General features: G+C 71.1%; 20 protein-coding genes. 8 read left to right on the forward strand and 12 right to left on the reverse strand.

The genetic code is table 11. The features are described from left to right. Positions 1-4: 4 nt before the first annotated feature. Complete coding sequence (locus BMY97_RS15090; RefSeq protein ID WP_091617426.1) at positions 5-1141, reverse strand: acyl-CoA dehydrogenase family protein; 1137 nt, start codon at positions 1139-1141, stop codon at positions 5-7. Next, on the reverse strand, positions 1138-3489 hold the full coding sequence (locus BMY97_RS15095) for a bifunctional salicylyl-CoA 5-hydroxylase/oxidoreductase (protein ID WP_091617427.1): 2352 nt from the start codon (positions 3487-3489) through the stop codon (positions 1138-1140). Before BMY97_RS15095 ends, BMY97_RS15090 begins: the two co-directional genes overlap by 4 nt. Before the next feature lie 67 nt (positions 3490-3556). Between BMY97_RS15095 and BMY97_RS15100 the strand changes: the two genes are divergently transcribed. Continuing rightward, a complete protein-coding gene (locus BMY97_RS15100) occupies positions 3557-3949 on the forward strand; it encodes a RidA family protein (RefSeq protein ID WP_091617428.1) in 393 nt (130 codons plus the stop codon). 4 nt (positions 3950-3953) lie between these two features. On the opposite strand, the gene BMY97_RS15105 is transcribed toward BMY97_RS15100, so the two are convergent. Then, positions 3954-4802: a PaaX family transcriptional regulator gene (locus BMY97_RS15105; RefSeq protein WP_091617429.1), complete on the reverse strand. Its 849-nt coding sequence runs from the start codon at positions 4800-4802 to the stop codon at positions 3954-3956. Beyond that, complete coding sequence (locus BMY97_RS15110; protein WP_091617430.1) at positions 4799-5578, reverse strand: tyrosine-protein phosphatase; 780 nt, start codon at positions 5576-5578, stop codon at positions 4799-4801. Before BMY97_RS15110 ends, BMY97_RS15105 begins: the two co-directional genes overlap by 4 nt. Before the next feature lie 52 nt (positions 5579-5630). Between BMY97_RS15110 and BMY97_RS15115 the strand changes: the two genes are divergently transcribed. After that, on the forward strand, positions 5631-6299 hold the full coding sequence (locus tag BMY97_RS15115) for a GNAT family N-acetyltransferase (RefSeq protein ID WP_091617431.1): 669 nt from the start codon (positions 5631-5633) through the stop codon (positions 6297-6299). A 33-nt stretch (positions 6300-6332) separates the two neighbouring features. Here the strand turns inward: BMY97_RS15115 and BMY97_RS15120 are convergent, their stop codons facing one another. Continuing rightward, a complete protein-coding gene (locus tag BMY97_RS15120) occupies positions 6333-6746 on the reverse strand; it encodes a MarR family winged helix-turn-helix transcriptional regulator (protein WP_245787328.1) in 414 nt (137 codons plus the stop codon). A 185-nt stretch (positions 6747-6931) separates the two neighbouring features. Here BMY97_RS15120 and BMY97_RS15125 point away from each other — a divergent pair, with 185 nt between their 5' ends. After that, positions 6932-7336 carry a nitroreductase family deazaflavin-dependent oxidoreductase gene (locus BMY97_RS15125; RefSeq protein ID WP_091617433.1) on the forward strand — a complete coding sequence of 135 codons (405 nt, stop codon included), beginning with the start codon at positions 6932-6934 and terminating at the stop codon, positions 7334-7336. A gap of 15 nt (positions 7337-7351) precedes the next feature. Here the strand turns inward: BMY97_RS15125 and BMY97_RS15130 are convergent, their stop codons facing one another. Next, on the reverse strand, positions 7352-8509 hold the full coding sequence (locus BMY97_RS15130) for an acyltransferase family protein (RefSeq protein WP_177231346.1): 1158 nt from the start codon (positions 8507-8509) through the stop codon (positions 7352-7354). A 240-nt stretch (positions 8510-8749) separates the two neighbouring features. Between BMY97_RS15130 and BMY97_RS15135 the strand changes: the two genes are divergently transcribed. Next, positions 8750-9286, forward strand: coding sequence for a DUF4232 domain-containing protein (locus tag BMY97_RS15135; protein ID WP_091617435.1), 537 nt, complete (start codon positions 8750-8752; stop codon positions 9284-9286). A gap of 141 nt (positions 9287-9427) precedes the next feature. On the opposite strand, the gene BMY97_RS15140 is transcribed toward BMY97_RS15135, so the two are convergent. After that, positions 9428-10528, reverse strand: coding sequence for an FAD-binding oxidoreductase (locus BMY97_RS15140; protein WP_091617535.1), 1101 nt, complete (start codon positions 10526-10528; stop codon positions 9428-9430). A 70-nt stretch (positions 10529-10598) separates the two neighbouring features. Between BMY97_RS15140 and BMY97_RS15145 the strand changes: the two genes are divergently transcribed. Both BMY97_RS15145 and BMY97_RS15150 read left to right on the forward strand, forming a co-directional pair. Next, positions 10599-11492 (forward strand): LysR family transcriptional regulator, encoded by an 894-nt coding sequence (locus BMY97_RS15145; protein WP_091617436.1) that lies wholly within the window; start codon positions 10599-10601, stop codon positions 11490-11492. A 71-nt stretch (positions 11493-11563) separates the two neighbouring features. Next, a complete protein-coding gene (locus BMY97_RS15150) occupies positions 11564-13039 on the forward strand; it encodes an alpha/beta fold hydrolase (protein ID WP_177231347.1) in 1476 nt (491 codons plus the stop codon). A gap of 13 nt (positions 13040-13052) precedes the next feature. Here BMY97_RS15150 and BMY97_RS15155 read toward each other — a convergent pair whose 3' ends face one another. From BMY97_RS15155 to BMY97_RS15165, 3 genes are read right to left on the reverse strand one after another with little or no spacing between them, the layout of a single operon-like run. After that, positions 13053-13502 carry a GNAT family N-acetyltransferase gene (locus tag BMY97_RS15155; RefSeq protein ID WP_091617438.1) on the reverse strand — a complete coding sequence of 150 codons (450 nt, stop codon included), beginning with the start codon at positions 13500-13502 and terminating at the stop codon, positions 13053-13055. A 43-nt stretch (positions 13503-13545) separates the two neighbouring features. Continuing rightward, positions 13546-14370 carry an NAD(P)H-binding protein gene (locus BMY97_RS15160; RefSeq protein ID WP_091617439.1) on the reverse strand — a complete coding sequence of 275 codons (825 nt, stop codon included), beginning with the start codon at positions 14368-14370 and terminating at the stop codon, positions 13546-13548. Then, a complete protein-coding gene (locus BMY97_RS15165; protein ID WP_091617440.1) occupies positions 14371-14967 on the reverse strand; it encodes an antibiotic biosynthesis monooxygenase in 597 nt (198 codons plus the stop codon). Between the two features lie 94 nt (positions 14968-15061). Here BMY97_RS15165 and BMY97_RS15170 point away from each other — a divergent pair, with 94 nt between their 5' ends. Continuing rightward, entirely contained in the window at positions 15062-15856 is a 795-nt protein-coding gene (locus BMY97_RS15170; RefSeq protein ID WP_245787320.1) for an oxygenase MpaB family protein, read from the forward strand. Positions 15857-15895: 39 nt separating this feature from the next. Continuing rightward, positions 15896-16861 carry a DNA polymerase domain-containing protein gene (locus BMY97_RS15175; RefSeq protein WP_091617441.1) on the forward strand — a complete coding sequence of 322 codons (966 nt, stop codon included), beginning with the start codon at positions 15896-15898 and terminating at the stop codon, positions 16859-16861. On the opposite strand, the gene BMY97_RS15180 is transcribed toward BMY97_RS15175, so the two are convergent. Beyond that, the gene (locus BMY97_RS15180) at positions 16844-17593 is read right to left on the reverse strand and encodes a methyltransferase domain-containing protein (protein WP_091617442.1); all 750 of its coding nucleotides are present in this window, start codon (positions 17591-17593) and stop codon (positions 16844-16846) included. The two genes, BMY97_RS15175 and BMY97_RS15180, sit on opposite strands and share 18 nt — an antisense overlap. Continuing rightward, entirely contained in the window at positions 17590-17988 is a 399-nt protein-coding gene (locus BMY97_RS15185) for a 6-pyruvoyl trahydropterin synthase family protein (RefSeq protein ID WP_091617443.1), read from the reverse strand. The genes BMY97_RS15180 and BMY97_RS15185 overlap by 4 nt, the downstream gene beginning before the upstream one ends. Between the last annotated feature and the right edge of the window lie 9 nt (positions 17989-17997).

Here is a 17997-nt window from a genome sequence, read left to right on the forward strand (position 1 = left end):
GCCGTCAGCGCAGTGACCGCGCGATGATCGTCCGCTGGATTTCCGACGCGCCTTCGTAGATGCGCGGCGCGCGGACCTCGCGGTAAAGGTGCTCCAGCAAGTGCCCGCGCCGCAACGCCCGCGCGCCGTGCAGCTGCACGGCCGCGTCCACGACGTACTGAGCGGACTCGGTGGCGAACAGCTTAGCCATGGCTGCGCGCCCACTGAGGTTCTGCTCGCCCGCGTCGTACGCCGAAGCGGCCGCGTAGACGAGCAGGCGCGAAGCCTCGGTACGGGTCGCCATCTCGGCGAGGGTGTGCGCCACCGTCTGCTGCTTCGCCAGCGGGCCGCCAAAAGCGACGCGCTGCCCGGTGTACTCGACCGTCGCGTCGAGGGCCGCCTGCGCCATGCCGACGGCGAACGCGCCGACGCTCGGCCGGAACAGGTCCAGCGTCCGCATCGCGACGGCGAAGCCGCGGTTCTCCTCACCCAGCAGCTCTTCGCGGTGCACCCGCACGCCGTCGAACGTCAGCGTGCCGATCGGATGCGGGCTCACCAGGTCGAGGTGCTCGCCGGACAGGCCCGCGCGGTCGCCGGGGACGACAAACGCGCTGACACCACGGGAGCCCGCGTCCGGCGTCGTGCGCGCGAAAACGGTGTAGAAGTCCGCTTCCGGCGCGTTCGAGATCCACATCTTCTCGCCGGTGAGGCGCCAGCCGTCGCCGTCGGGCTCGGCGGCGAGGCTCAGCGCGGCCGCGTCGGAGCCCGCGTCCGGCTCCGTCAGCGCGAACGCCGCGACGGCGTCACCCGCCGCCACCGCGGGCAGCCAGCGCCGGACTTGTTCGTCCATTCCGGACTGGAGAACGGGGTAACTTCCCAATCCCTGCAACGCGAGCGCCGTCTCCGCCTCGGTGCTCTGCGTAGCCAGCGCCTCCCGCAGCAGGCACAGGTCCGTCGCCGCGGCCTGACGCGCCGGGCTCCCGCTTTCGACGCCCGGGAACAGCCGCGCGAGCAGGCCCAGCGAGCCCATCGCCTTGAGCAGCGGCCGGTTCACCGCGCCCTCCTCACCGGCCTCGGCGAGCGGGCGCAGCTGCTCCGCGGCGATTTCCTTGACCGAGCCGGCAAAAGCGCGCTGCTCGGCGGACAGGGCGAAGGCGTTCATCGGTCACTTCCCGGTCGCCAGCGGGCATGGGCGGTGTGGTGGCCGCCGGTGCGGACCAGTTCCAGCCGCGGCTCGGGCCCGTCCGTGCGGCCGGTCTGCGGCTTGCGCTTTCCCGCGGCCCACGGCTTCGGCCACGGCATCGCGTAATCCTGCTCCGCCGCCGCGTGCAGCGTCCACTGTGGATCGTAGAGGTGGCTGCGGCCGATCGCGCACAGATCGGCGCGCCCGGCCAGGATCAGCGAGTTCACGTCGTCGTAGGAGGAGATGGCGCCGACGGCGATCACCGCCATCCCGTGTGGTAACCCCACCTCGTTGCGGATCCGGTCGGCGTACGGGGTCTGGTAGCTGCGCCCGAACTGCGGCCGCTCCTCGCTCACCACCTGGCCGGTGGACACGTCGATCGCGGCGGCCCCGTGCTCGGCGAAGGCGCGCGCGATCGCGACGGCCTCGTCGGCGCCGATCCCGCCGTCGTGCCAATCGGTGGCCGAGATGCGGACCGTCATCGGCCGCTCGGCCGGCCACACCGCGCGGACGGCGTCGAACACCTCCAGCGGGAATCGGAGCCGGTTTTCCGGGGAGCCGCCGTATTCATCGGTCCGGTGGTTGGTCAGCGGCGAGAGGAACGACGACAGCAGGTAGCCGTGCGCGCAGTGCAGCTCCAGCAGGTCGAACCCGGCCCGCGCGGCTCGGTGGGCAGCGGCCACGAACTGTGCACGGATCTCCGCCAGCTCGTCGACGCTCAGCTCGCGCGGCGTCTGACTGTCCACTCGGTACGGCAGCGGCGACGGTCCGCAGACCTCCCAGCCGCCTTCCGGCAGCGGGTCGTCCATGCCGTCCCACATCAGTTTCGTGGCGCCCTTCCGCCCGGAATGGCCCAGCTGCAGCCCGATCTTCGCCGGCGTCCGACCGTGCACGAAGTCGACGACGCGGGCCCACGCGCGTTCCTGCTCTTCGGTGTAGAGCCCGGGGCAGCCCAGCGTGATCCGGCCCTCGGCCGAAACGCAGATCATCTCGGACATCACCAGCCCGGCGCCGCCGAGTGCCTTGCCGCCCAGGTGCACCAGGTGGAACTCACCGGGCACCCCGTCTTCGGCCGAGTACATGTCCATCGGCGAAACGACAATGCGGTTCGGCAGTTCCAGCTCGCCGATCCGCACCGGCTGGAACATCGGCGGCGCCACGGCGGTGCCGAGCGTGCCGGCGAGCCATTCGTCCAGCGCCGCGGCGAATTCGCGGTCACGCAGTTTCAGATTGTCGTAGGTGACGCGGCGGCTGCGCGTGAGCAGGTTGAACGCGAACTGCTCCGGCGCCTGGTGCGTGTACTGCGCCAGGTTCTCGAACCACTCCAGGCTTGCCTGCGCCGCGCGCTGCGTGGACGCGACCACCGGGCGCCGCTCCTCCTCGTACGCGGTGAGAGCTTCAGGCACCGACGGCTGCTCGTGCAGGCACGCGGCCAGCGCGAGGGCGTCCTCCATCGCCAGCTTCGTGCCGGAGCCGATGGAAAAGTGCGCGGTGTGCGCGGCATCGCCCAGCAGCACGACGTTCTCGTGCACCCAGCGCTCGCAGCGCACCGTGCCGAAGGTGCCCCACTTCGAGTTGTTGGCCAGCACCCGGTGCCCGTCGAGCACCTCGGCGCACAGCTCGCGGATCAGCGCGATGGACTTCTCGTCGCTCTCGCCCGGCGCCAGGTCCGTCGCGGCGATCGGCGCGAACGCGCGCTGCCAGACGTCCTCGTGCAGCTCCAGGATGAACGTGCTGCCCTCGCGGCCGTACGGGTAGCCGTGGATCTGCATGATCCCGTGCGGGGTTTCGAGGACGTGGAACTTGAAGGCGTCGAAAACCAGGTCGGTGCCGAGCCAGATGTAACGGCAGCGGCGGGTTTCGACGGTCGGCGCGAAGGACTCGGCGAACCGTGTGCGGGCCGCGGAGTTCACGCCGTCGGCCGCCACCACCAGGTCGTACTCGCGGGACAGCTCGGCCACGTCCGGCGCGCCGGTGCGGAAGCGGACGTCGACGCCCAGCTCCCGGCAGCGCTGCTGCAGGATCGCGAGCAGCCGTTTGCGGCTCATCGCGGCGAACCCGTGCCCGCCGGAGGTGGTGACCGTCCCGCGGTAGTGCACGTCGATGTCGTCCCAGCGCGCGAACTCGCGGCTCATCGCCTCGTGCACGCCCGCGTCGGCGTGCTCGATGCCGCCGAGCGTCTCGTCGGAGAACACCACGCCGAAGCCGAACGTGTCGTCCGGCGCGTTGCGCTCCCAGACCGTGATCTCGTGCCCGGGCCCGAGCTGCTTCGCGAGGGCGGCGAAGTACAGGCCCGCCGGGCCGCCGCCGAGAACCGATATCCGCACGACGATGAGGATATGTCGTCTGCCCTACGATCGTCAAGAATGCGATAGATGGGTTAGGCTCGGCCGCATGGAGCGTTTCAACCCGCCCGAGCTGGGCCGTCCGTCGGGCTTCTCGCACGCCGTGGCCGCCGAGGGCCGGGTGGTTTTCCTCGCCGGGCAGACCGCGCTGGACGCGGGCAACAAGATCGTCGGCGAGGGGGTGGTCGAGCAGTTCGAACGCGCGCTCGGCAACCTGCTGACGTCGCTGCGCGCGGCCGGCGGCGAACCGGCCGACCTCTGCAGCGTGACGATCTACCTCGTCGACATGGACGACTACAAGGCGCACGCGCGCGAGATCGGCCAGGTGTGGAAACGCTTGGTGGGCAAGGAATACCCGGCGATGGCGGGCATCGGCGTGAGCCGGTTGTGGGACGTCGAGGCGCTGGTGGAGGTGCAGGGCTTCGCGGTCCTCAGCCGCTGAATTGTCAACCGCCGAGCGTCTCCAGCAGATACGCGCGCGCCGGGGCTTCGAGACGCTCGTGCAGCGTGAAGAACACCTCGGCGGCGCGGATGCCGGACCAGCCCGCGGGCAGCAGCTCGGCGGGCAGGCCCGGGTCGAGGTAGGGCATGCGGCGCCAGCCGGTGAGCACGCGGATGTAGTCGGCGAACGCTTCGTCGCCCGGCGTGGCGCGGCGGCGGCGCCAGCGCTCCAGCACGGGCGCGTGCTCGTCGAGGAAGGCCGTGTACAGCTGGTCGAGCTGGTCGAGGTCCCACCATTCGCGGACCTTGGCGGCGGGGTCGCCGAAGGCCAGGTGCTCGGCGCGGAACAGGTCGGCGTATTCGGCCAGGCCCAGCCGCGTCAGCGTCTCGGCGGTCACCCGGTGCAGGTGCGCCGGCGCGATCCAGACGCCGGACGCCGCGGTGCCGAAGCCCAGCCGCGCGAGCTGGGTCCGCAGCACGTGCCGTTTGTGGCGCTCGGCCTCGGGCACGGAGAACACGGCGAGCAGCCAGCCGTCGGCGACCGTGGCCCGGTCACGGCGGAAGATACGGTCGTCGCCCTCGCGCAGGATGTCCAGCGCGGTCTCGGAAAGCTCGTACCCCGCGGTGGCCTCGTGGCGGATCGCTTCGAGGATGCCGCGCCGCTTGAGCCGCGAGATGGACGAGCGCACGGCCGGCTCGTCGACCCCCACCGCCGCGAGCAGCCCGATCAACGCGGCCACGGACAGCCAGCCACCCTCGCTGCGGTGATAGAAGCCGTACACGGACACGATCAGCTGCCGGGGTTGGGCCGCCCGCCCGGCGTCCGCCTCGGTTGACTCCGGCACGACCGTCATCCGCTCACCATAACCAATCGGCTGCGGAGATTCTCCAGGTCCGCGGAGCTCACACCGGCGTCAAGCAGGTACTTCTCCGCATCGAAGCCGTCGAGGGTGCGTAAGACGGCTTCCCGCCTGGTGGTCCCGTGCTCGGCGAGCATCGACTCGATCAGCGGTCCTTGGTCCTCAACGCCCAGCGTGGCGTAGAGGGGCCGCACCCCCTCAGTGGACAGCTCGTAGTCCGCCGCGATGGCCTCGGGCTCGACTCGGGCCAGTCCCAGCAGCATCAGCGAAACCAGGCCCGCCCGGTCCCGGCCGGACCCGCAGTGGAAGAGGACGCCGCCGGGATCTGTCCGGGCGAGCGCGGTGATGAGCGCGGCGCAGCGCTCGGGCTTCCGCTCGAGGAAGACGCGGTAGTAGAGCGGGCTGCCGTCCAGATGCTCATCGCTGATGTGCTGCCACAGCTCGACGTCTTCGACATCGTCGAGGGGGATTTCGACGCGGGTGATGCCGGACGGGGCGGTGGTGCCCGCGGCCGCGGTGAACCGGGCCGAACCCGCCGGGGTGGCGGAAGACTCCGCCGTGGGCCGGATTTCGGCGGCGTTGCGCAGGTCGACGACGGTCCGGAGGCCGGCTTCCCGGGCCTGGGACCACCCCGCTTCGGTGACGAACCGGAGATCGGCCGAGCGGAAGAAGGCGCCATGGCTGGTCAGGGGACCCGGCCGGGTCGGGAGGCCGCCGAGGTCTCTGGTGTTGAAGAAGCCTTCCCAGCCCACTGTTCTGCTCGCGTCCATGGGTTGAGCATTGTTCCGGCCTGATCCACGCCCGAGTACCATTTCCCGCGAGATGGCGAACGTGTCCGAAGCACCGCTGTTCGGCAGGCTGACCCGCCGTGGCCGGTTGATGGCGAAGCGGACCTGCGATCGGCGCGGGCATGCGTTCGCCCTCGGCCGGTTTCTTTTCCGTACCCCCACGGCGTGGGAGTACGCGGCGGCGGTGGCGTGCGGCAGCGACCCGGCTGCGCAGCGCTGGCTGGGCTGGCTGCCCGATTCGGTGGTCGAGGAGTCCCTGCGCGCGGAGGCCATGCGGGTGGTGCCGGGCACCGGCCCGGACTGGGCGACGCCCGACCCGCATTCGGTGGACATCGTCGCGATCGACCTCGGCGCCGGCCGGTGCGCCGGGCTGGTGAGCGTCCACTCCGGCGAGGACGGCGGGCCCGAGACCGGCGGCTACCTCGCCCCGGGCTACCGCGGCCAGGGCCTCGGCCGCGACCTGTTCGCCGCGGGCCTGCTGCTGGCCCACGAGCACCTCGGCCTGTTCCGCGTCCGCGCCGGAGCCGAGGTCGGCAACGTCGCCAGCGGCCGCTCCCTGGAAGCCGCCGGCCTCCGCCGCGCCGCGGGCCCGCCCCGCTACACACTGCCGAACGGCCGCGTCAGCGAAGCCTGGTGGTATCAGCACGACAGCCCGCGGCCGCACCGCTGCACCGGGCCGCAGGCGCAGTGGCTGGCCGGCTGAAATCGTTGTGCCGCAGTGATTTCCGCGCGTTTGTCAGCGGTCTTCCGGACAGCAGTCCCCGACGTCCTGCTCGTACGCCCGCAGCGTCGAGATCACCAGCTGCCGCTCTGCGGGGGTCAGCGGCGCCAGCGCGCGTTCCCAGGCCTGCGCGCCGCGCGCCAGCCAGGCGTCGACGGCGCGGCGCTTGTCTTCCTTGATGCTCACGATGGTGCGGCGCCGGTCGCCCGGGTCTTCGGTGCGGTCGAGCAGGCCCTGGCGCGCCAGGTCGCCGACCATCAGGCTGGTCGTGGTCGGCGCGACCTTCAGCCGGCCGGCGAGTTCGGTGACCGTCATCGGGCCGTCGAACAGCAGGTAGGAGAGCAGCGAAAGGTGCCGCGGCGCGAGCGACAGGTCGGCCAGCTGCGCCGGCACCGGCGCCCGCTTCGCGCGCCCGACCAGGCGCGGCATCAGCAGGAGCAGCTCGCGGACCCCGTCGGCCACGCTCAGCCCGGGCTTGCTCTCCTCGGGGTCCACACGATCACCTCTCCAGCCGGAGACCATACCGGCCGGCTGCCGGGCCCCGGGTTCGTTGACTTCGTCTTTGCTGGCAAACTACGTTTGTTGTCAACGTCAACAACTTGGGAGAGGTACGCATGTCGGACTGGAACCAGCAGATCATCGACGAGTTCCACGCGAACGAGGGCAAGGTCGGTGGCATGTTCGAGGGCAAGAACATGGTGCTGATCACGCACACCGGCGCGAAGAGCGGCAAGGAGCGGGTCCTGCCGCTCGTCTACACCACCGACGGCGACCGGTACGTCATCGCCGCGTCCAAGGGCGGCGCCGACACCAACCCGGACTGGTACCACAACCTGATCGCGAACCCGAAGGTCAAGGTCGAGATCGGCACCGAGAAGTTCGACGCGACCGCGAAGCTGATCGAGGACCGCGCCGAGCGCGACCGCCTGTACGCCGGCATGGTCGCCCACAACGAGGGCTTCGCCGAGTACGAGAAGAAGACCACGCGCCTCATCCCGGTGTTCGTGCTGGAGCGCTGAAACACCCCCAGCCGCTCAGCCGACGGTGGCCTCGATCCGGGGCTCTTCCACCACCGCCGGCTGGGCGGCTTTGGCGTTCCCGCGGGTATGGCGCCACGAGATCAGCCGCTTCCCGGTGGCGATCAGCGGCTGCTCCACCCAGCGGTGGATCAGGTCCGCGATGGCGAGCGCCACCACGAACACCGTCACGGCCGAAACGAGCCGGTTCTGCGCCAGCGACGGCACCGCCTGGATCACGGCGAAGTGCACCGGCCCCTGCAGCAGGTACAGCGAGTACGAGCGCTCCCCGACGAACCGCATCGGCCGCGTCGCCAGCAGCCAGCGCGCCGGTCCCGGCGACAGCAGGACCACGAGCAGCAGCATGGTCGCCGCGGCGTAGGCGACGAGCAGCAGCAGGTTCTGCCGGGTCTCGTTCCACAGCGAGTCCAGATTCGTGTGCAGCACCAGGAACCCGGCGACGATCACCAGGCCGGCGACCGGGTGCGTCAGCGGCCGCAGGAGCGCGAAGCCGCGCCGGTGGTGCAGCACGATCGCGAGCAGGCAGCCGCTGAGCAGGATGAAGTAGTGGATGCTGGAGCGGTAGACGCTCGGGGTGAAGTCCAGCAGCCAGCCGTCGGTGGTCAGCGGCACGAGCGCGAGCAGCACGATCATCGCGCCCAGCACCAGCGCGACCTTCCGCCGGGCCGCCCCGATCCCGATCGCGACCAGCAGGAACGGCCAGACCAGGTAGAACTTCTCCTCGATGCCGAGCGTCCACGAGCCGGAGAAGAAGTTGTCCGAGCCGTTGCCGCCGGAAGCGGGGAAGAACTCGTTGAGGAAGGTCAGGTAGTACTTCAGCGCGTGCGGGAAGTCGCGGGCGAGGAACTCCCCGCGCAGCAGCACGAACGCGATGATCCCGCCGAGGATCACCAGGTACGGCGGCAGGATCCGGAACACCCGCCGCAGGTAGAAGTCCGCCAGCGAGATCCGCCCGGTGCGGTCCTGCTCGCGCAGCAGCAGCGTGGTGATCAGGAAGCCGGACAGCACGAAGAAGACGTAAACGCCCACCCAGCCCGAAAGCCAGGACCACTTGGGCCCGGCGAAGTGGAAGAACACGACGATCGTCGCGGCGATCGCCCGCAGCCCGTCGAGGCCGGGAAACCTGCGCATGCCGAGGTACTCGTCATGGCTCATGGTGCGCACAGGCTGGACCCCCGTCGACGGTTCGGTGGCGGAAGTATAAATGGGGCGTTTGGGGCCCGTGACGTGCGCGGTGCACTCGGGTTGCCTCCGTGCGGACGATCCCACAACGGCGCATCCCCACGGGGGTGGTGAGCATCTACCACTGTGAAGGCGATCGAGGTGAATGAATCACCAGCGGATCGCCTGCCCCGGGCGGAGCGTCCGCCCGGGCCCAGCAGGAGGGGAAAACCGATGAACACTCTTCGCCGCACTGTCGCCGCCCTCGCCGTCGCCGGTGCCACCGCCGGGCTGACCGCGCTGGCCGCCGGAACCGCGAACGCGATGCCGACCGACTTCACCTGCACCTCCGGCCAGCTCACCACCAAGCTCGTCTACGGCGGGGCCGGCGCGGGCAACCGTGAGGGCTTCATCCAGTTCACCGCCAACCCGGGCGAGACCTGCACGCTGCCCGCCTCGCTGCCGGTCGACCTGGTCGGCGCCCACGACGTGCTGCTGAACCAGCAGGTCCCCGCCGAGGCCCCGGCCGTGCACCTGAGCAACGGGTCCTCGGCCTACATCCCGCTGCACTGGACGGCGATCGAGGCCCCCGCACAGCAGCAGACCCCGCTGGCGATCGACGTCACGGCGCCGCAGGAGACCACGCCGCGCGGCGATCAGAGCGACCCGCGGATCGCGGTGCCGTGGAGCCTCGGTGACGTCGACGCCTCGCCGGAGAGTCACACCATCGACGTCGGCGCCGTCACCGCGGGCTTGGCGCCCGCCGTCTGACGCTTCCTGGGCATGGTCCAGAAGTTCGTGCGGGCCGGTTCCGCGCCGGCCGGGACGCTGAGCCGGGCCCCGCGGCCGCGGGGCCCAGTGCGACCTGGCTGCCAGCCTCAACGTGCCGATGAGCAAGCTGATCGCGTTCGGTCAGAGCGGCTGCCCGTAGACGAAGCTCGACAGCCGTCCCGTCGTGTCGGGCCCGAACGCTTCGAACAGCTTCTCCTGCCCGGAGGTGTCGGCGGGGTCGGACAGGGCGCGGACCGCGTACCGGGAGTTCGGGGCCAGGTGGCGGCCCGGGGCGTAGGCGCCGCCGAGGAGGTCCAGGATCTGCACGACCGGGGCGTCCGTGGTGGTGAGGATGGCGTCCACGGATTCCTCGGACAGGGTGGACAGCGTCCGGTTGTCGCCGACGTAGGCATGCGGGTTCGGCGGCTCGGCGGCGATCGTGCCGGACTTCGTGAACGGCAGCGTCGTGAGGGTGTCCATGACCGGGCCGAGCGCGCGCAGCGGGGCGACCAGGCGTTCGCCCTCCTCCGGCGAACCGAGGTAGGCCACGCGGATCTGTGCGATGTGCTTGCCGCGCAAGGGTTTTGGGATCATCGGGAGGTCCGGGTACGGGACCAGGGCCAGTGACGTCGTCAGCGCGTCCGGCAGGTCCGCGGTCCAGTCTCGCCAAGCGCGGAGCGCGGTTTCCTGCGTGGTGAAGGAAAGCGCGCCGCCGTAGAGCGTGGTGACGGGGAACAGGCCGAACTCCAGCGACGTCACCACGCCGTCGAGCCCGGTGCCGAGAGTGCCGTCCGGGGCGACGGACTCGGCGGCGGCCACGTGGTCCGCGGCGAGGCCGTGCCGGCGGCCCATCAGGCTGAACCCGCCGCCGAGCGTGTAGCCGACCACGCCGACGCCGGGTGCCGAACCGCTCAGCGGAGCCAAACCGTGCCCGGCCGCGGCCTCGATCACCGCGCCCCAGGTCGCGCCGGCCTCGACCCGGGCGACCGCGCGCGCCGGGTCGATCGAGACGCCCGTCATGCGGCGCGTCGAGATCAGCACGCCGGTGGCCGGTTCACGCAGGCCGTGGCCGGTCGCTTGCACCGACACCGGCAGGCCGTGCTCCGCGGCGTACCGGACGCCCTCCGCGACGTCGCCGGTGTTCGTCGCGCCGACGACCAGCCGCGGCCTCGACGGCACACCGGTCTGGAAGCCGGCGATCTCGGTCTCGTACCCGTCCTGACCAGGGGTGAAAGTGAGCATGTCCCCAGCCTGACGCGGGATCTGGAAGAAGTCCAAGAGATGTTGCTTCCCCTGTCTAGAATCAATGCTTATGGAACTGCACCAGCTCGAGTACTTCGTCGCCGTCGCGGAGGAAGCCGGTTTCACACGGGCCGCGGCGCGGTTGCACGTCGCGCAGCCCGGCGTCAGCGCGCAGGTCCGGCGGCTCGAACGCGAGCTGGGGCAACCGTTGTTCGACCGGTCGGGCCGCGCGGTGCGGCTCACCGACGTCGGCGCCGCCGTGTTGCCGCACGCGCGCGCCGCGCTCGCTTCGGTGAACGCCGTGCGCGAGACGGTCGCGGAGTTCGAGGGGCTGGTCCGCGGCCAGGTTGCGATCGGCATCGTCACCTCGGCCGGCCCGGTCGCGTTGCCGGAGTTCCTGGCGGGCTTCGCGGAGCGTTACCCCGGCGTCGAAATCACCCTGGCCGAGGCGAACTCCGACGTGATGGTGGAAAAGCTGCGTGACGGGCGGCTGGACCTCGCGGTGATCGGCCTCGCGGACGGCGAGCCGGCCGGGCTGGCCACCCAGACCGTGCTGGACGAGGCGCTGGTCGCGGTCACCGGGCCGCAGGACGCGCTGGCCGGCCGTCGCGAGGTGACGTTCGCCGAACTGGCCGAGCGGTCCCTGATCTGCCTGCCCAAGGGCACCGGCCTGCGCGGGGTGCTCGACCGCGGGTTCGCCGCGGCCGGCCTGCGGGCACGGGTGACGATCGAGGCCAGCGACCCGGATGTGCTGGCACAGCTGGCAATCCGGGGCCTCGGCGTGGCGCTGGTGCCGGAGTCGCTCGCGCGGTATTACGCGGCCGAGCTACACACGCTGCAGCTGCGACCCCGGCTGCGCGGCAAACTCGCGCTCGCCTGGCGCGACGGCGGACCGGCCGGGCCCGCCGCCCGCGCACTGATCGACTTCGCCAGGACGACCGTGCGTGAACCCGACGCTGGGTGAATCCGACGAAAGTAGGATGATCCCTCGCTAATGTCGGAGTGGTCCCGGCTTTTCCGGCAGAAGGGTCCCGCGTGCGGAAACTGCTCACCGTCGTTTTCGCGGCCACGGTCGCGCTTGTCGTCCCCGCACTCCCGGCTTCAGCCGCCGGAATCGACTGGAGCCCCTGCTCGGACGGGCAGAACGTCGAGTGCGCCACGGTCGGGCTGCCGGTCGACTGGAACCAGCCCGACGGCGCGAAGGTCGGCATCGCGATCAACCGGCTGAAGGCGGCGAAACCCGCGCAGCGCAAGGGAGCCCTGCTGGTCAACCCCGGCGGCCCGGGTGGCTCGGGCCTCAGCTTCGTCTACTCGGCCTCGGCCGGGAACTACTTCTCCCAGTCCATCCTGGACTCGTTCGACCTGATCGGCTTCGACCCGCGCGGGATCGGGCAGAGCAGCGAGATCCAGTGCGACAAGGCAGTGCTGTCGCAGCCGGTCGAGCTGATCCCGACGACGAAGCAGCAGTACTCGGACCTGCTGGCGCACAACGGCGCGGTCGCCCAGGACTGCGCCAAGCACAACGCCGGGCTGGATTCCCATGTGGACACCGAGAGCGTCGTGCGCGACATGGACGGCATCCGCGCCGCGCTCGGGGAAGAGCAGATCAGCTTCTACGGCGTCTCGTACGGCACGCAGATCGGCCAGCAGTACGCGGAGCTGTTCGGCTCGCGGCTGCGCGCGCTGGTGCTGGACTCCAATATGGACCACAGCGTCCAGTCGGACGGCTACCTGACCGCCGCGAACAAGGCGTTCGAGAACTCGTTCACCGACTTCGCCGCGTGGTGCGACCGGACGACGTCGTGCGCGCTGCACGGCCAGGACGTGCTGGCACTGTGGGACAAGCTGTACGCCCAGGCGTCGGCGGGCAAGCTGATCGACCCGGGCACCGGTCAGGTGCTGCCGGTGGAAGCCTTGCGGGACAACGCGTTCGGCGCCATGTATCACCCAGACGGGCAATGGAGCGGGCTGGCGGGCCGCCTCGCGACGCTGGCCGGGACGGGCGCGCCGGCGGCCTCGGCCCAGGCGGAGCTGATCGGCAACAGCTACCAGGCCATCTGGTGCTCGGACTGGACCTGGCCCGAGGTGGGCGACTTCGCGAGCCTGAGCAAGCTGCGGGAGAACGTCGAAGCCCTCGCGCCGCACACGCATTTCAGCGGCTTCTTCTCCGACATCACCAACTGCCTCGGCTGGACCGGCCCGGTGCGGAACCCGCAGCACCGGCTGCACGTCACGCAGGCCCCGCCGATCCTGATGACCAACGGCGTCCACGACGTCGCCACCCCGTACGAATGGGCCACGAACGTCGCGAAGCAGCTGCCGGACACGGTGCTGCTCACCTACGACGGCACCGGCCACGGCGACTACGGCAACAGCACCTGCGCCCGCGACGCGATCGACACCTACCTGCTGACGCTCGCGCGCCCGGCCCCGGGCACCCACTGCGCCGCCGAATGGCCCACCGGCGCCGCGCCGCGGACCGCGCCCCATCCGGTGACCCGCGTCTACTGAGCAGACTCACGAGCTAGGAAAGGCTGCGGTGGAACACGATCCGGTCCACCCCGGGCCCGTCGTAACCGGCGACCGGGCCGGTGACGCTGAAGCCCATCGCCCCGTGGAAGGCGATCGAGGTGGCGTTCTGCGGTGAGGTGACCGCCCGGACGTACGAGCGGCCGTCGGCCTCGGCGAGGGAGAAGAACCGGTTGTAGAGCTTCCTCGCCAGGCCCGCGCCGCGTAGTTCCGGTGCGACGCCGAGGAAGTGGATGTAGGCGGCTTCGGGGTCCGAGTCCGACAGCAGCCCGACGAGGAAGCCGGCCAGCGAGCCGGCTTCCTCGGCGATGAGGCTGGTGCGGAAGAAGTGGTCGAGGAAGAGCCGGGGCAGGATCGCGCTGACCGGGCGCCCCCACCACTCGTCGGCAACGGTGATGATCCGGTCGTAGTCGGCGGGCTCGGCTTGTCGCAGCTGCACGTCCATGCCCGGTATTCGACCAGACCGGCCGGTCGGCCCCGGCCCGCGGTCAGCGGAAGTCCGCCACGTGGTCGGCGGCCCACCGCGCGAACGTCCGGCCCGGCCGGCCGGTGACCGCCTCGACCACCCCGGTCGCGGGCGCGGAGGTCGCCAGCCCACCGAGGTAGACGTCGGCGATTCCGGGCGGCATCACCGGCTCGATCCGGCGGCGCAGCTCGTCCGGGCCGATGTCCACCCAGCGCAACGGCCGGCCGAGTGCGGCGCCGATGGCCGCGACCTGGTCGATCTGGCTGATCGGCGCCGGCCCGCTGAGCAGGTGGCAGGCGCCGTCGTGGCCGTCTTCGGTGAGCGCGCGGACGGCCACCGCCGCGATGTCGCCCTCGTGGATCAGCGGCTGGGCCTGATCGCCGTGCGCGCCCTCCACGACGTCACCCGCGCGGATCTGTTCGGCCCAGCTGAGGGTGTTGGTCGCGAAACCGCCGGGGCGCAGGAAAGTCCAGCTCGTGCCGGACGCGCGGATCGCGTCCTCGACCACGGCGTGGGCCCGGCCGATGACGTTGGGCTGCTCGGCCACGTCGTCGACCACGGCGGCCGAAGACAGGAAAACCAGCCGCCCGGCGTCGGCCAGCACCTCGACCGCCTCGCCGACCTCACCCATGCGGTTCATCAGGAAAACACCGGTGACGTCGGCCATCGCGGCCTTGAGCGTGTCCGGCCGCTCCAGATCGCCCTGGACGATGTCGACGCCGTCCGGCAGCTTCGCCTTCGCCTTGGCCGGATCGCGAACGAGCGCGCGCACGGCCTCGCCGCGTTGGTGCAGCTGCCGCGTGACCTCGCCGCCGACGTGACCGGTGGCACCCAGTACCAGGAACATTCAGCTCTCCTTCGTGCGCTCGGCGGTGCGGTGGACAACGGGCCGGAACCGCTGGACGTCGCCGCCCACCACCCCCGGGAATGCCTTCACGTCCTCGAACTTGGGCGACTTCCCGACCGCGCCCTGCCCGGACGACTCGATCGCGTCGAGGTGGTCGGCCGCGCTCCGCCACTCGGCGTAGTTGGCGATGCGGGTGCCGTCGTCGCTGAGGTGGAAGTGGGCGGAGATCCCGCCGGGGTGCGGGGTTTCCTCGTCGCCGAGGGCCTCGAACACCAGGTCCACCCAGCGCTTCAGGCGGTCCTCGTCCGGGCCGTCGAACTCGACGGAGACGAGCACGATGCAGCCGGGCACCGGCGCGTCCGGCCGGGTGCCGCTGCGGTGGAGCCGGAACTCGCTGCCGTCCGGCTCGGGTTCCGTGGCCCACTGCTCGTAGCTGAACCAGCCGTTTTCGTTGGTGTAGCCGGTGAAGCTCAGCAGGCCCTCGGGCCACGGCGTTGGCTCGAAGTCCGGCTCGCCGTCGCCGCGGCGGATCCGGACGACGGCGACATCGGGACGGGTCGGATCGGGCAAGCCGGCGCGTTCGGTCTGGATGCTCATGGGGACAGCGTGATACTTCAAGTTCTGTTGAAGTCAAGCGCACTCTTGACATGTGGTAAACAGCCGCGTTCCCTGGAGCCCAGGAGGTGCCGGTGTGGGCGACGCGCTGAGGGAGTCCCTGCTCGGGGCCGGGCTGCTGGCCGGGAGCGCGAACGTGATCATGCAGCTGGGCCGCCCGCCCGTGGGCTACGGAGTGCTGGAGAGCCGGGTGGAGAGCGGCAGCCTGTTCCGGCATCCGCTGAAACGCGCGCGCACCACCAACACCTACCTCGCCGTGGCCGTGTTCGGGACCGATGAAGAGCGCGCCGCGTACCGGCGGGCGGTGAACACCTCGCACGTCCGGGTGCGTTCGACGGACGAGAGTCCCGTTCGCTACAACGCCTTCGACACTGAGTTGCAGCTGTGGGTGGCCGCCTGCCTGTACCGGGGGATCGAAGACATCCTCGAGGCCATGGGCCGCCCGTCACCCGAAGGGCTCTACGAGCAGGCCGCGGTGCTGGGGACGACCTTGCAGGTGCGGCCGGAGATGTGGCCCGCCGACCGGGCGGCCTTCGCGGAGTACTGGGCCGCGGGACTCGAGCGGGTCGAGATCGACGACCGCACCCGCGCGTACCTCGTGGACATTGTGGACCTGCGCTTCCTGCCCCGCCCGTTCTCCGTCCTCTTCGGACGGTTTCACCGGTTCGTGACTACGGGGTTCCTGCCCGGCTGCTTCCGCGAGCAGATGCGGCTGCCGTGGTCGGCCGCCGACCAGCGGCGGTTCGAGCGGCTGATGCGCGGGATCGGCTTCGTGGTCGAACGGCTGCCGAGGGCGGCGCGGCGGTTCCCGTTCAACGTGTACCTGTGCGATCTCCGTCGGCGCCGGCGAGACGGCCGCCCGCTCGTGTGACCGGTTGACCGGGCGTCGGGAGTGGGCAATGGTGGGCCGATGACCAGCCAGGATGTGCGTGAGGGTGTGCCGCTGACCAACCTCGACCAGCAGCTGTTCGCCGAGTCCGGCGCGACCAAGCGCGACCTGCTGGACTACCTCGACGCCGTGTCGGCGCGGCTGCTCCCGGTGCTGGCCGACCGGCCGCTGTCCGTGGTGCGGGTGCTGCGCGGGCAGGACGCGTTCATGCAGAAGAACCTGCCGAAGTACACCCCCGAGTGGGTGCCGCGGGTGAAGCTGTGGGCGGAGACTTCGAAGCGGAACGTGTCGTACGCGCTGTGCAACGACCGTCGCACGCTGCTGTGGTTCGGGAACCAGCGCGCGATCGAGTACCACCCGACGCTCACCCGGATCGACCACGAAGCCGGGCCCACGCACCTCATCATGGACCTCGACCCGCCGGAGGGCGCCGCGTTCGGCGTCGCCGTCGCGGGTGCGCAGCTCGTGCGCCGGGCGCTGGCCGACGCCGGGCTCGCGGGCGCGCTGAAGACGAGCGGTTCCAAGGGGGTGCACGTTTTCGTGCCGCTCGCCCCGGGGCAGGCGATGGACGACGTGGCCGCGGCCACCCGCGCCGTCGCGGCCCGGGCCGAGCGGCTCGACCCGGACCTGGCGACCACGGCGTTCATCCGCGAGGACCGCCACGGCAAGGTTTTCCTCGACTCCACCCGGGCCGGCGGCGCGACGGTGGTGGCCGCCTACAGCCCGCGGGTACGGCCGGGCGTGCGCGTCTCGTTCCCGGTGCCGTGGTCCGACGCGGAGAACGTGACGCCGGACGACTTCACCGTCCACAGTGCAGTGAAACTGCTCGGCGGTGACGATCCGTGGGTCGCGGAGATGCCCGCGCCGCAACAGCTTCCGGCCGATCTCGTCGAGGAGGGACACACCATCCCGATCGCCCGCGTGGCCGCGATGCACGAGGGCAAGCGGCGCGCCCGCGCCCGGCGCGAGTCAGGGGAGAGCGAGTAGGTCCTCGTGGTGCACGGTGACGGCGGCGGGCGGCTGGTCCCGGTAGTGCGCCAGGCTCGGGTCCTCCTCGGCCGCCGCCGCGACCCAGCCGTGGAACCAGGCCGTGATCAACGCGGAGTCCGCCGGGCCGAGCCGCCAGACGCTCGGCGCGCGGCGGACCGTGTAACCGCGGGCGGCGAACTCTTCCGCGGCAACGGAAACCGCTTCCGGACCGAGTCGCCCGTCGCGGCGTTGGTGAGTGTTGAACGCGGCCGTGACGGTTTCGTCCAGCGGGTCCGTGGGTGACAGCTCCACCCGGCCGACCACGGAAAGCGTCAGCAGCGCCGGGCAACGCGCGCCCGCGCAGGCGTCGACCAGACGGTTGATTTCCGCGTGGGTGAACAGGTCCAGCAACGCCGAAGCCGTGACCAGCGACGTTTCCGCGAGGTCCGCGGCGGTCAGCCGGGTGACGTCGAGCTGCTCGGTCTCGGTGGTGACGCCGTCCGGGAGGCTGCGCGCGGCCAGCGTGAGCAGCCGCGGGTCCTGGTCGTGCAGGATCCAGTGCTGCGGCCCGGGCAGCCGTCCGGCCAGCCAGCGGCCCATCGAGCCCGTGCCGCAGCCGAGATCGCGGATCGTCGACGGCGGTCGCAGCGCGAGCTTGTCCACAAGGGACGCCGAGCGGGCCGCCGCGTCCGCGCCCTCGCGCAGGCGAAGCCACTCCGGCGCGTAACCGGAAGCGTCCACTGTGGTCACAGGTCGCGCTCGTAACCGGCCGAAGCGACGTGTGATTCGTGCAGCGTCACCGAAATCGAGGCCAGGCCGTGCGCGCCCTCGCCGAGGTCGCCGGCGTGCACTTGGCCCGCCAGCCGGTCCGCGATCACCTTGGCCAGGAACTCCGTGGACGTGTTGACGCCCTTGAACTCCGGCACCTCGTCGAGGTTGCGGTAGTTGAGGTCGGCCAGCACCGCGCCGAGCCGCTCGGTGGCGAGGCCGATGTCGACCACGATGTTGTCCGCGTCCAGCTCGGCGCGGCGGAACGTGGCGTCGACGACAAAGGTGGCGCCGTGCAGGCGTTGCGCGGGCCCGAAGACCTCGCCGCGGAAGCTGTGGGCGACCATGATGTGGTCTCGCACGGTGACGCTGAACAAGGTTTTCTC

The sequence above is a fragment of the Amycolatopsis saalfeldensis genome, from assembly GCF_900110575.1.
Classification (GTDB): Bacteria; Actinomycetota; Actinomycetes; order Mycobacteriales; family Pseudonocardiaceae; genus Amycolatopsis; species Amycolatopsis saalfeldensis.

Excerpts from the sequence above, each read along its gene's own strand:
- BMY97_RS15110 (WP_091617430.1), bottom strand. The coding sequence starts at position 5,578 with ATGGACGCGAGCAGAACAGTGGGCTGGGAAGGCTTCTTCAACACCAGA.
- BMY97_RS15140 (WP_091617535.1), bottom strand. The coding sequence starts at position 10,528 with ATGCTCACTTTCACCCCTGGTCAGGACGGGTACGAGACCGAGATCGCC.
- BMY97_RS15175 (WP_091617441.1), top strand. The coding sequence starts at position 15,896 with ATGACCAGCCAGGATGTGCGTGAGGGTGTGCCGCTGACCAACCTCGAC.
- BMY97_RS15105 (WP_091617429.1), bottom strand. The coding sequence starts at position 4,802 with ATGACGGTCGTGCCGGAGTCAACCGAGGCGGACGCCGGGCGGGCGGCC.
- BMY97_RS15125 (WP_091617433.1), top strand. The coding sequence starts at position 6,932 with ATGTCGGACTGGAACCAGCAGATCATCGACGAGTTCCACGCGAACGAG.
- BMY97_RS15115 (WP_091617431.1), top strand. The coding sequence starts at position 5,631 with ATGGCGAACGTGTCCGAAGCACCGCTGTTCGGCAGGCTGACCCGCCGT.
- BMY97_RS15165 (WP_091617440.1), bottom strand. The coding sequence starts at position 14,967 with ATGAGCATCCAGACCGAACGCGCCGGCTTGCCCGATCCGACCCGTCCC.
- BMY97_RS15100 (WP_091617428.1), top strand. The coding sequence starts at position 3,557 with ATGGAGCGTTTCAACCCGCCCGAGCTGGGCCGTCCGTCGGGCTTCTCG.
- BMY97_RS15160 (WP_091617439.1), bottom strand. The coding sequence starts at position 14,370 with ATGTTCCTGGTACTGGGTGCCACCGGTCACGTCGGCGGCGAGGTCACG.
- BMY97_RS15120 (WP_245787328.1), bottom strand. The coding sequence starts at position 6,746 with ATGCCGCGCCTGGTCGGGCGCGCGAAGCGGGCGCCGGTGCCGGCGCAG.
- BMY97_RS15135 (WP_091617435.1), top strand. The coding sequence starts at position 8,750 with ATGAACACTCTTCGCCGCACTGTCGCCGCCCTCGCCGTCGCCGGTGCC.
- BMY97_RS15155 (WP_091617438.1), bottom strand. The coding sequence starts at position 13,502 with ATGGACGTGCAGCTGCGACAAGCCGAGCCCGCCGACTACGACCGGATC.
- BMY97_RS15130 (WP_177231346.1), bottom strand. The coding sequence starts at position 8,509 with ATGAGCCATGACGAGTACCTCGGCATGCGCAGGTTTCCCGGCCTCGAC.
- BMY97_RS15145 (WP_091617436.1), top strand. The coding sequence starts at position 10,599 with ATGGAACTGCACCAGCTCGAGTACTTCGTCGCCGTCGCGGAGGAAGCC.
- BMY97_RS15090 (WP_091617426.1), bottom strand. The coding sequence starts at position 1,141 with ATGAACGCCTTCGCCCTGTCCGCCGAGCAGCGCGCTTTTGCCGGCTCG.